This is a genomic window from Microbacterium sp. 1.5R, from assembly GCF_001889265.1.
In the GTDB taxonomy this organism is placed as follows: domain Bacteria; phylum Actinomycetota; class Actinomycetes; order Actinomycetales; family Microbacteriaceae; genus Microbacterium.
This window is the reverse complement of record NZ_CP018151.1, coordinates 3,382,836-3,395,096: the sequence shown is the minus strand read 5'-3', so window position 1 is coordinate 3,395,096 and position 12,261 is coordinate 3,382,836. Positions and strand designations below refer to the sequence as shown.

The 12,261-nt window shown below is 68.1% G+C and carries 8 protein-coding genes; 3 read left to right on the top strand and 5 right to left on the bottom strand.

The window, feature by feature from the left end; all coding sequences use genetic code 11:
* Window position 1 precedes the first annotated feature (1 nt).
* Entirely contained in the window at window positions 2–1,633 is a 1,632-nt protein-coding gene (locus BMW26_RS16190; protein ID WP_072592045.1) for a fucose isomerase, read from the top strand.
* Between the two features lie 152 nt (window positions 1,634–1,785).
* The gene (locus BMW26_RS17970) at window positions 1,786–2,994 is read left to right on the top strand and encodes an endo-beta-N-acetylglucosaminidase H (protein ID WP_232224491.1); all 1,209 of its coding nucleotides are present in this window, start codon (window positions 1,786–1,788) and stop codon (window positions 2,992–2,994) included.
* Window positions 2,995–3,013: 19 nt separating this feature from the next.
* Here BMW26_RS17970 and BMW26_RS16180 read toward each other — a convergent pair whose 3' ends face one another.
* The 4 genes from BMW26_RS16180 to BMW26_RS16165 are packed head-to-tail and all read right to left on the bottom strand — an operon-like array spanning window position 3,014 to window position 9,437.
* A complete protein-coding gene (locus BMW26_RS16180; protein ID WP_072592044.1) occupies window positions 3,014–6,328 on the bottom strand; it encodes a GH92 family glycosyl hydrolase in 3,315 nt (1,104 codons plus the stop codon).
* Window positions 6,325–7,260, bottom strand: coding sequence for a carbohydrate ABC transporter permease (locus BMW26_RS16175; RefSeq protein WP_198032348.1), 936 nt, complete (start codon window positions 7,258–7,260; stop codon window positions 6,325–6,327). Before BMW26_RS16175 ends, BMW26_RS16180 begins: the two co-directional genes overlap by 4 nt.
* Window positions 7,257–8,144: a carbohydrate ABC transporter permease gene (locus BMW26_RS16170; RefSeq protein ID WP_072592043.1), complete on the bottom strand. Its 888-nt coding sequence runs from the start codon at window positions 8,142–8,144 to the stop codon at window positions 7,257–7,259. Before BMW26_RS16170 ends, BMW26_RS16175 begins: the two co-directional genes overlap by 4 nt.
* Before the next feature lie 42 nt (window positions 8,145–8,186).
* Window positions 8,187–9,437 (bottom strand): ABC transporter substrate-binding protein, encoded by a 1,251-nt coding sequence (locus BMW26_RS16165; protein WP_056275241.1) that lies wholly within the window; start codon window positions 9,435–9,437, stop codon window positions 8,187–8,189.
* A gap of 263 nt (window positions 9,438–9,700) precedes the next feature.
* On the opposite strand from BMW26_RS16165, the gene BMW26_RS16160 reads away from it, so the two are divergent.
* Entirely contained in the window at window positions 9,701–11,011 is a 1,311-nt protein-coding gene (locus BMW26_RS16160; protein ID WP_072592041.1) for a glycoside hydrolase 5 family protein, read from the top strand.
* 30 nt (window positions 11,012–11,041) lie between these two features.
* Here BMW26_RS16160 and BMW26_RS16155 read toward each other — a convergent pair whose 3' ends face one another.
* Window positions 11,042–12,073: a LacI family DNA-binding transcriptional regulator gene (locus tag BMW26_RS16155; protein WP_053098044.1), complete on the bottom strand. Its 1,032-nt coding sequence runs from the start codon at window positions 12,071–12,073 to the stop codon at window positions 11,042–11,044.
* Window positions 12,074–12,261: the final 188 nt, after the last annotated feature.

Here is a 12,261-nt window from a genome sequence, read left to right as displayed (position 1 = left end):
CATGACCTATATCCTGCCGACGACGGCATCCCGACCGGTGTCCGCGCCGAAGACCGCGTACCTGATCGCCTCCGGCGACCTGCGCGAAGCCGCGAACACGGGCGGCTGGCCCGTGCAGGTCGAACTCGAAGCGGGCGTCACCGGCGTCTTCGAACAGCTCGGCTGGAGCGTCGTCCGAGCCAACGACGTCGATCCCGAGACCGGCCACGGCTTCATCTCGAGCCAGCGCATGGGCCTCGAGGTCTTCACGAACATCCCGACGGATGCTCCGCTGATCGTCGCCGAGGCCGTGTGGCAGTACTCGCACCACGTGCTCGCAGGACTGCGCACGCATGAGGGGCCGATCCTCACGGTCGCGAACTTCGCGGGGGACTGGCCCGGCCTGGTCGGACTCCTCGGCCTCAATGCCGGCCTCACCAAGATGGGCAAGCCCTATTCCACGATCTGGTCGGTCGACTTCACCGACGACTGGTTCACGAGCGGCATCAGGGAGTGGACGGAGACCGGGTCGATCACCCATGACGCCTCGCATGTGCGTCCTCTGCCCGAGCTGCCGGACAGCCCCGAGAAGCAGCTGGGTGAGGCGCTCGCCGCCGAGCTGCGCGCCGAGAAGGCCATCATCGGCGTCTTCGACGAGGGCTGCATGGGCATGTACAACGCGATCTTCGACGACGAGCTGCTCAACCAGACGGGCATCTACAAGGAGCGCCTCTCGCAGTCCGCGCTGTACGCCGAGATGCTCGAGGTCGGCGAGGATGAGGCGGATGCCGCCTACGACTGGCTGATCGACGCCGGCATGACCTTCCGCTACGGCGAGGATGCCGCCACCGAGCTGACCCGTGAGCAGGTGCAGTGGCAGCTGAAGATGTACATCGCCGCACTCCGCATCGCCGACGATTTCGGGCTCGACGCTGTCGGCATCCAGTACCAGCAGGGCCTGAAGGACCTCGTCCCTGCATCTGACCTCGCCGAGGGCATCCTGAATTCGACCGAGCGCCCTCCCGTCACCTCTCGCGACGGTTCGCGCGTGCTGCACGACGGCCGGGCCTTCCCGCACTTCAACGAGGCTGACGAAGGGGTGGCGGTCGACGCCCTCGTCACCGACCGCGTCTGGCGCGCCATGGGTCTGGTGCCCGACAACACCCTGCACGACGTGCGCTGGGGCGAGGACTTCGACGGAGAGTTCGTCTGGATCTACGAGATCTCGGGCTCGGTGCCCGCCTCGCATCTCGGCGGATGGCAGAACGCCGAGGGCTGGCGACAGGGTCACGTCTTCTTCCCTGCGGGCGGCGCCACGATCAACGGCGTCTCGAAGCCGGGCGAGATCGTGCTGTCGCGCGTGTTCATCGCCGACGGCATCCTGCAGGCCGACATCTTCCGCGCCTCCGTGGTGGAGCTGCCTGCGGAGGAGACGCAGCGACGCAAGGATGCCACGAACCCGGAGTGGCCGATCGCGCACGTCGTGCTGCACGGCATCTCGCGCGACCAGTTCATGGCCCGCCACAAGGCCAACCACGCGCAGCTCGTCTACGCGCCCGACGCCGAGACGGCCGACAAGGCGCTGATCGCGAAGGCCGCGATGTTCGCGGGCATGGGCATCCAGGTCAATCTTGTCGGAGATGTGACCATCTGAGCGAGGAGTCCAGGCGGTCGAGAAGGGGCGGATGCTGCGGCATCCGCCCCTTCTTCTCTGCCTTCCCGTCCTATCACTTAAGCGCTATATTCGGCGACAGGTCGCGACCGCGCGACCGGATTCGACAACGACGCCGAAGGAGACGATCAGTCATGAGCCAGAACGTCAGGAATCACCGGTTCCGAAAGGGCATCGCCGGTCTCGGAGTGCTCGCCACCGCTGCTGCCGGAATGCTCGCCGGAACCACGGGTGCCGCCGCCGACACGACCGAGCCGGTCGACCCGCAGCTCGCCGTGTACGTCGAGGTGAACTCGAACGATTTAGCCAACGTCGCCGACTACACCCTTGCCGAGTCCGGAGACGCCGCCATCGACATGGCCATGATCTTCGCCGCCAACATCAACTACGACGGCGAGAAGGCGTACCTGCACTTCAACGAGCGGGTCACCGAGACGCTCGACGACGCCGAGACGCAGATCCGTCCGGTGCAGGAGAACGGCACCAAGGTGCTGCTCTCGGTGCTCGGCAACCATCAGGGTGCGGGATTCGCGAACTTCACCTCCTATGCGCAGGCAGATGCGTTCGCCGCGCAGCTCGCCGACGCCGTGACGACCTATGGTCTCGACGGCATCGACTTCGACGACGAGTGGACCGAATACGGGGCGAACGGCACCCCGCAGCCCAACCCGCAGTCGTTCGGATGGCTGGCCACGGCGCTGCGCGACCGTCTCGGACCCGACAAGATCATCAGTCTGTATGCGATCGGTCCGAGCTACACGACGACCGACTTCACGCTGTTCGACGCGGCCGGCGTGCTCGACTACGCCTGGAACCCGTACTACCCGACCTATGACGCGCCCACCGTTCCGGGGCTGGAGGACCGCACCCGACTCGGGGCAGCGGCGATCGACCTCTCGAACACGAGCGCCGCGACGGCGGAGGACTTCGCGACCCGCACGGTCGCCGACGGCTACGGCGTCTATGTCGCCTACAACCTCACCGCGACCGATCAGTCGGCCTATCTCTCGGGCATCACCGAGGCGCTGAAGGGCGAGGCGACGGAGTACCGGGCGGCGCCTCGCGACACCACCTCGCCGACCGTCACGATCAAGGACGGCGCGCGATTCACCAAGGTCGAGACCGACGGCAGCTACCAGCGCGTGAGCTACAAGCTCTTCGACGAAGGCAAGATCGACCGGCTCTCCGTGAACGGGGTCGTCAAGGACCTCTCGGACGACGCGTGGAGCGACCTGAACTTCGTGAAGCCCGGTGTCTTCGGTGCGGTCGTGGGGGAGAACACGCTGCAGGTGGTCGACGTCGCCGGCAACGTCACCGAGCTCTCGTTCGTCCTGTCGAAGTGACGACGCGCGCTCGAGGCCATCACCCGAGGTCGAAGACCTCGATCTGACGGATCGTGACCTCGGCATCCGCTCGCACGCGGATCGCCGGGGTCACGACGCGCGACACCAGCTCGAACGGGGTCGTGCGATCGGCCGGGAGCTCCGCGTCATAGGTGGTCGGAGCCGCCGCCCAGCATCCGTCCGCGTCGAGGATCTCCCATCGCAGCCGAGACCGTGGGGCGCCGGTGGCCATCGTCACTGTGAGGTCGGAGACCGCGCGAGGCTCGGCGAAACGCCATCCTGCCCATTCGCCCGCCGCCAGGACGACCCCGCTCGAACCGCTCGGGTCGCTCCGGTCGCTCGGATCGCCGTCGTCGAACAGGCGGTCCGCATCGATGACGGATGCGGACGCGATGACGTCTCCTGTGTCTGCCGTGAGATCGCGGCACCAGGGCACGATCTCGTCCGTCATCCGCTCACCCGTCTCGAGAGCATCCGCGGGCTCGGTTCCGAAGACCAGTTCGAGCTCGACGTCCCCGGCGAGCGCATCCCCGACGACGGCGTCCCCGACGACGGCGTCGATGGGAAGTTCGGCCCTGGGCAGGTCGACCCCGTCGAGCCGGGCACGCTGCAGCACGTGCGCTCCCGGCTCTCGGCGATGAGAGCGGATGCGCAGCGGGCGGCCGTCCGCGCGATCGACGCGGATGTCGTCGAAGAGGGGCGAGCCGATCCGCAGCACGCCGGACGCGAGCTCGAGCGGGTAGAGACCGAGCGCGGCCCACAGCCACCAGGCGCTCATCTCGCCGTTGTCCTCGTCGCCGGGGAAGCCCTGTCCGATGTGGGCGCCTGCGAAGAGACGCCCGGCCAGCTCGTGCACGATCGCGCCGGCTCGCCACGGCCGGTCGCTGAACGCGTACATGAAGGGGATGTGATGGGCGGGCTGATTCGAGATCGCGCACATGCCCGAGCGCAGGGCCCGCGCCTCGCGCTGCTCGTGGATGACGGTGCCGTACGCCCCGCCGAATCGCTCGTCGGCGGTCTCCGGCTCGGCGAAGAGCGCGTCGAGGTGCTGTCCGAAGGCCCCACGTCCGCCGTGCAGCGCGGCGAGGCCGGCGCCGTCGTGCACGGCGCCCACCGACATGCCCCAGGCGTTCGTCTCGACGTTGTCGCCTCCCCAGGAGCGCGGGTCGAACTCGGGGGCGTGGTCGCCGTCGGCATCCCTGCCGCGGAGGAACCCGGATTCCGAGTCGAAGAGTGTGCGATACGACCGTGCTCGGTTGGCGAAATAGCGGGCGAACGAACGGTAGCGAGCGGCATCGCGGTCGGAGCCGGGAGCGGCTGCGCGTTCGGCTTCGAGGGCCAGACGCTCGGCGAACCGGCCCAGCGCCGCGTCGCTCACCGCGTTCTCGACGGTCCAGCTCATGCCCTCCGGCACCTCGGACGAGATGTAGCCGGTGAAGCGTCCGCGTGCGATGCCCTTGCGGCCGCGTCGCGCATCGGGCCCGGGTTCGCAGGCGTTGCGCCATCCGCTCTCGAACGCCTCCGCCCGGTCGAACGCCACGCCCCACCGGGCGGCATCGGCGAAGATCTGGTCGCTGGAGGTGCCGACCATGCTGTCGACATATCCGGGTGCGCTCCACCGCGCCATCCACCCTCCGCGACGGTACTGCTCGAGCTGGCCGTCGAGTAGCCTGCCGGTCAGCGAGGGATCGAGCAGCGCGAGCGCCGGCCACTCGGTGCGATAGGTGTCCCAATAGCCGTTGTTCACGATGAGCTCGCCGTCGACGATCGGCGCGCTCGTCTCACTCTCCCCGAACGGCGCGCGTGGGGCGAACACGTCGGCGAAGCGATGCCGCGGCGCCTCTGCAGTGCCGGCATTCTCGGCGGCGGAGTTCGGATACAGGTGCATCCGATGCAATGCGGCGGCGATCCGGTTCCGATTCTCCTCGTCGGCCAATCGGCGATACGGGGTCTCGGATGCGTCGAGCGGCGGGATCGTCACGCGGCCCAGCACCCGGTTCCAGGAGGCTGCGGCTTCCGCTCGCAACTCGTCATATGCGATGCCCGGAGGGCACTCGATCTCGAGACTGCGTCTGGCCTGCTCCACCGACAGGAATGACACGGCCACGCGCACCTCGAGCGACCCGTCGCCGGCGACGTAGCCCGCGACCCGCGCCCGTCCGTCGTCGTCGAGGGCGCCGTGCAGACTCGTCGCAGGGTCGCCCTCGCCATGCAGCACGGCGCCCGCGAAGTAGCAGCGGGGGGAGTTGCCCCAGTCCTCGGATCCCTCGGGCGTCCACCCCTCGAAGCCACCGCCGTCGGTCCAGTGCAGTTCGCCGTCATCGGTGGGCTGATCGATCACGAAGCCGACGACCGCGTCAGTGTCTGCGCCATGCACGCGGAAGGCGGCGGTGTGCGACGTCGCGGTCATCTCCACGCGCAGACCATCACCGAGATCGGCGGCGTACTCGTGGGGGCGTGCTCGCTCGGTGCCCGGGGCGATCCACCGGCGGCGCGCGGCGCGCTCGGAGGCCGGATGCCCGTCGAACGGCATGAGCTGGAGCACCGAGCGGTCGCCGATCCACGGACTCGGCTGGTGCGAGAACTGCAGGGCCTCGAGGCGTCGCCCGGGTGGATCGTCGTGGATGCTCGGCCGATACGGCCAGCGCGTGTCCGAGGCATCGGTCGCCGCGGTGACGAAGGTGAAGCCGTGCGGCACGGCGACGGCGGGGATGGTGTTGCCACGCGAGAAGCGCGGGCCCGAGTGGCTGCCGCGACGAGTGTCCACTCGCTCGACCGGTGGCGGGTCGGCGAGGGCATGCTGCTGCTCGACCTGCTCCTCGATCATGACCTGCACGAATCCCGTGACGAGCGGCGGCAGTCCGCTCATCCCCGCCAGGGATCCGCTGCCGAGCACCAGCTCGACGGTGGCGGAGGTGCGCGGGGCCGAGCCGGAGAGCATCGGCGCCAGCGACACGGTGTCGGCGTTCCACTGCTCGGGCATGCTCCAGCGCGCCGCGAACTGGGCATCGGCGGTCATGGCGAAGTCGTACCGGTCACGCACGGCGGCTGTCTCGCCGAGCCGCGCGCCGCCGTACCCGCGGACATCGACGGTCACCGCGAGGGCGGCATGCGGAGCCAGGGTCGCCGCATCGCCGTCTGCGTAGAACGCCCAGTGCAGCAGAGTGTCGGGGCTGATCGCGACGTCCGCGAATCCGGGAACATCGATCCGCTGTTCGCCCGCTGACGGATCGAACGAGTAGGCGAACACGTCACCGCGGAACACGCCGGAGTGAGGGCGGGACGACGGAGGATCAGCGGGTCCGTCGGCGGGCGTGAGCTGGGCGTCGCTCACCCCTTGACCGCGCCCTCCTGCACGCCCTTGAAGAAGAACCGCTGCGTGAACGAGAACATGATGACGATCGGCACGAGGGCGATCATGGTGCCCGCCGCGATGAGGCGCGGATCGACCGAGAAGCTGCTGTTGAGGTAGGCCATGCCGACGGTGAGCGTGTACTTCGACGGATCGGAGAGCACGATGAGGGGCCAGAGGTAGTCGTCCCAGGCGCCGATGAAGGCGAAGATCGCGACCACCGAGACCATGCCGCGGATGTTGGGCCACACGATGTGACGGATGCGCTGCCAGGTCGTCGCTCCGTCGACCGTCGCGGCGTCCAGCACGTCCTTCGGGATCATGCGGCAGGCGGTGGCGACGAGCAGCACGTTCATCGCGCTGATGGCGCCGGGCAGGAACACGCCCCACAGGGTGTCGGCGAGGCCGAGCGAGCGGATGGTGAGGAAGTTGCTCGTCACCGTGACCTCGCCGGGGAAGAGCAGGGTCGAGAGCAGGATGGCCATGACGATCCACTTGCCGCGGAACCGCATGCATCCGAGGGCGTAGCCGGCGAAGGTCGCGAGCACCACGTTGCTGACGACGGTGCCCACCGAGACGAGCAGCGAGTGCCAGGCGTAGAGGTACACCGGCACGATCTCGGCGACCGTGGCGTAGTTCTGCAGCGTCGGCTCGCGGGGGATCAGGTTGGGCGGGAACGAGTAGATGTTCTCCTGCGGACCCTTGAACGACGTCGAGAGCTGCCAGAGGAACGGGCCGATGACGAGCACCAGCACGAGCAGCAGCAGCGCATAGCGGCCGATGAGCCCGCCGAGCGTCGGCTTGCTGAAGTCGCCGGAACCGCGGCGGCGGAAGATGGGTTCGCGCGTGGTCGCAGCCGGCTGATCGTCAGGGCGACGGTCGTCGTCGATGCGGGGCGGAGTGAGGGTGCTCATGCGGAGACCTTCGCCTTCTTCTCGCGATTCATGAAGGCGATCGCGGCCAGCGGGATGAGGGTGAGGAGGAACAGCGCGACGCTGATCGCCGAGGCGTAGCCGATGTTGCCGTTCAGGCCGGAGCCGACCTGGCGGATCAGCATGACCAGCGACATGTCGTATCCGCCGGGACCTCCCGTGCTCTTGGAGAGCACGTCGAGCTCGGCGAACACTCTCATCGCCGAGACGGCGATGAGCACCGCGATGAGGAGCATCGCTCCGCGCACCGACGGGATCGTCACCGACAGGAAGCGACGGAACGAGCCGGCGCCGTCGAGCATGGCCGCCTCGTGCAGCTCCTTGCCGACATTGCCGAGCGCGGCGAGGTACACGACCATGTAGTAGCCGAGACCCTTCCACACCGTGAGCAGGATCGCGCAGCCGAGCAGCAGCCACCGGTCGACGAGGAACGCCATGGGCTTGTCGACGAGGCCGAGGAACTCGAGCGTCTGGTTGATGATGCCGCGGCTGTCGAACAGCCAGGTCCAGATCAGGGCGACGACGACGACCGATGCGATGACGGGGAAGTAGAAGGTGGTGCGGAAGAACGCGATGCCCGGCAGCTTCTTCTGCACGAGCAGGGCGAGCAGCAGGGGAAGGATCGTGAGCAACGGCACGCAGACGATCACGTAGATGATGCACGTGGTGAGGGCGTTCCAGAACATCTCGTCGCCGAACATCCGCTCGTAGTTCGCGGCGCCGACGAACTCGGGAGTCCGCAGAGGACGTGCGTCCGTGAAGCTCAGGAAGACGGTGTTGAGGAACGGCCAGAGCGCGAACACCAGCACCCAGACGACGGCGGGGCCGAGGAGCAGCCAGGGTGTGAACCACCGGTGCGATCGCATGGTCGTCCTCCGGCTCCGGATGCTGGTGTGCGCGCTCATGGCTTACTGGTCCACGCGGTTCGCGTTGGCGTACTCGACGATCTTGTCGAGCTGCTCCTGCGCGTCGGCCTCACCGTTGACGGCGAGCGCGATCTGCTGGGTCATGTACGTCGCCATGTCGGAGGTCCACTGGAACGGGATCGCCTTGGCGTCTTCCATGGCCGTGAACACGGTGTCGATCGCGGAGAGCTGCTTCTCGTCGGTGATCGACGAGGAGATGTTCTCGACGACGGCGTCGCCGCCCGCGGAGGTGCCGGGAGCGGTGCCGACCGCGAGCGATGAGAACGCGACCTGGTTCTCCTCGTTCGTCGCGAACTCGGCGAACGCGAGGGCGGCCTCCTTGTTGTCGGAGTCGGCCGAGACGTTCAGTCCCTGCACGTAGAGCGGCGGGATGCCCAGTCGCTGCGTGGCGACCGTGTTCTCGAGCAGCGCGGGCGCGTCCTTCGCGAGGTCGGTCGTGAAACCAGTGCCACCGGTCGTGAAGGCCACCTTCTCCTGGATGTACGCTTCGGCGTTTCCGCCGTAGTCGCCGGTCAGCGCCTCGGCCGGCATGGCTCCGGCCGCGTACGCGTCGGCGTACTTCTCGATGATGGCCGCGGCCTCGTCGGTGTTGAAGTCGAACTCGCCGTCGTCGTTGATGACCTCCATGCCGGCCGACGTGAACGTGTCGAGTGCCGGGATCGATGACAGCAGCTGGACCTTGCCGCCGGACTCGGTCGCGACGTCCTTCGCGAGGGTGAGCAGCTCGTCGACCGTCGTCGGGAGGTTGTCCTCGGTGACGCCGTAGGGGGCGAGCTGAGCGAGGTTCCACCATGATGCGTCGCTGGACAGGTACCAGGGCAGACCGTACGTGCCGTCGACACCCGGGTACTGGCTGTAGGCATCCCATGCGCCGGTGTTGTATGCCGACTTCAGGTCGGGGTCGGCTGTCTCGAGGTCGACGAGCTTGCCGGCGGCGACGAGCGGGTAGGCGATGTCGGGCGGCAGGTTCAGCACGTCGGGCAGCGTGTCGGCGTTCGCCTGGCTCAGGATCTTCTCCTGGTAGCCGTCGCCCGGCTGGTCGAGCCACTCGACCGTGACCTCCGGGTGCTCCTTCTCGAACGCGTCGATCAGGTCTTCGAAGTAGGGCGTGAACTTCTCGTTCTTCAGCGACCAGGTCTGGAACTGGATCGTCCCGCTCAGCTCGCCGGAGGTGTCGATCGGTCCGTCGGCACCGGATGTGGCACCGCCTCCGGTGCAGCCGGCGAGCGCCATGGCGCCGATCGTGAATGTTGCCAGAGCGACAATGCGTGCGGGAACTTTCATCGTGCTTCTTCCTCGAGGCGGGCGATTGGCGGTGTCCGTCCAGCGGACTACAACGCTTTAGCAGATGAAACCATCCGATCCCGTCGCTGTCAAGGTCTCGAGGCTGCGTGCATCGGCGGGCCGCGGTATTCCGGGTAGCGGTCCGTTGCTCAAGCGTTATAGTGGTGCGACCACGTCCTCGTCGGAGGGCTCTGTCGGAAAGGTCCGAACACATGACGCAGCGCCGCGCTCTCGATGCTCGCCTGAGATTCGGGGCGAACTACACGCCGTCGAAGGACTGGATGCACTCCTGGCTCGACTTCACCCCCGACGATGTGCGCGGGGACTTCGCGGCGCTCGCCGAGCTCGGTCTCGATCACGTCCGGGTCTTCCCGTTGTGGACGGTGCTGCAGCCGAACCGTACTCTGATCCGCCCGAAGGCGATCGACGACGTCCGCTCGATGGTCGACATCGGCGCCGAGTTCGGGCTCGACGTCAGCGTCGACGTGATCCAGGGGCACCTGTCGAGCTTCGACTTCGTCCCGTCATGGTTGTACACCTGGCACGACCGCAACATGTTCACCGATCCGAAGGCGCTCAGCGGGCAGGTCGACCTCGTTCAGACGCTGGCCGGTGCGCTGCGCGATGCGCCGAACTTCCTCGGCCTGACGCTCGGCAACGAGACGAATCAGTTCTCGGCGCACACGCACCCGTCCCCGTGGCCCGTGACGATCGACGAGGCAGGGCACTGGATCGAGTCGCTGCTCTCCGCGGCCGAGGGCGCGGCCCCCGGTCTCTCGCACGTGCACAGCGAGTACGACGCGGTCTGGTACATGGACGGGCACGGCTTCACCCCCGCGCACGCGTCTCGGCTGGGCGAGATGACCACCATCCACTCCTGGATCTTCAACGGCACGGCTCAGCGCTACGGCGGCCGTTCGGTCGCCTCCGACCGCCACGCCGAGTACCTCATCGAGCTCTCGCGCGCCTTCGCGACGGATCGGGATCGACCGGTCTGGCTGCAGGAGGTCGGCGCTCCGTCGAACTGCCTCGACGAGCGCGAGATGCCCGGATTCCTCGAGGCGACCCTGCGATCCGCGGTGCGCACCGAGAACCTCTGGGGCGTGACCTGGTGGTGCTCGCACGATGTGAGCCGCGAGCTCGGCGACTTCCCCGAACTGGAGTACTCGCTGGGCCTGGTCGATCAGAGCGGTGCGGCCAAGCCGATCGGCCGCCGGTTCGCCGAGCTGATCCCCGAACTGCGCGAACGGGCGGCCGCGCCGGAGCGGGAGACGGCCATCGTCGTCGAGGTCGACGAGCGCGAGGTGCCGGTGAGTCGGGCGGCGCTGAGCCCCGGCGGTGCCGTGTTCCAGGCGTGGGTGGATGCCTGCGAGCGCGGGCTCGACCCCGCCTTCGTGACGTCTCAGACGGTGCGCGACGACGCGGCGCTCGCCGCGCGCGGCATCCGTCACCTCATCCGTCCTGATCTGTCGACGAGCGGTGTCGACCCCTACGGCTCCGTCAACACCGTCGTCAGCGGCTGAGCGCGACGCCGTAGCGGCCGAAGGGCTCCGTCAGGACGCGGCCGTCGGCGGGGCGGTGCTCTCGCGGGCGGTGAGCGTCGGCGTCGGGCCCTGCGCGCTCGGGAGGTTGGTCCCGGCGACGATCTGCTGCAGCAGCAGTGTCGCGGCCTGCTCGCCGAGCTCGAACGTGTCGCGGGTCATCGCGGTGATCGACGGATTGATCAGGCCGGCGATGACGGAGTCGTCGAAGGAGGCGATCGACACGTCGCGGGGCACCGCACGGCCCATCTCCTGAGCGACGCGGAGGCCGGCGACGGCCATCACATCGTTGTCGTACACGATCGCCGTCGGGCGGGGCCTCGCGGAGAGCAGCGATCGCGTGACCGCGGATGCGCGTGCGGGGGAGAAGTCCGTCGTGATCACTTCGCTCGAGACGCCGTCCGCAGCCATGCGATCGAGCACCTCGGCACGCAGCCGGGTGTGCTCGAGCTCGGCGGGACCCGCGACGTAGGCGATGCGGGTGTGTCCGAGCGCGGCGAGGTACGAGAAGAGGGTCTCGGCCACCTCGTCGTCGGCGATCCAGACGCTCGGCACCGCTCCGTCGGGTGAGGGCTTGGAGCCGATCAACACGGCGCGGGCGTCGAGGGCTGCGATCCGGTCGCTGCGCGGGTCGTCGTCGCGGGGGTCGATGAGGATGATGCCGTCGACCTGGTTCGACGAGCGCCACTGCCGATGCACCTCCATCTCCTCGGCGATGTCGGTGACCAGCCGCAGCTGCAGGCTGACCTTGCTCTCCGACAGCCGGGATTCGATGCCCGCGATGAGGTCGGTGAAGAAAGCCTCGGAGCCCAGCGAACGGGCGGGGCGTGCGAGCGCGAAGCCGACCGTGTTGGCACGGGCTCCCACGAGGGCGCGTGCCGCCGAGCTCGGCTGCCAGTGGTTCTCCTCGACGATCGCGAGGATCCGCTGGCGCGTCTCGTCGCTCACCCCCGGGCGTCCGTTGAGCGCGAACGAGACTGCTCCGGGCGAGACTCCGGCCATGCGCGCGATGTCCGCGATGGTGACGCGTTTGGCCGAGGTCATGGGCCTCACACTACTTGATCGGTTTAGCCGCTCGGTAGCCGCACGACAGGGGTCTGACACGCTCGATGCGAGATTCACTAGATCGCTTTAGTAAATCCGATAGCATTGTCGGCACCTGCCCGAGAATCGGGCTCCAGTCGCGCACAACGCCTATGCACCACTCACCGTCGAGCCCGGAGAACCAGATA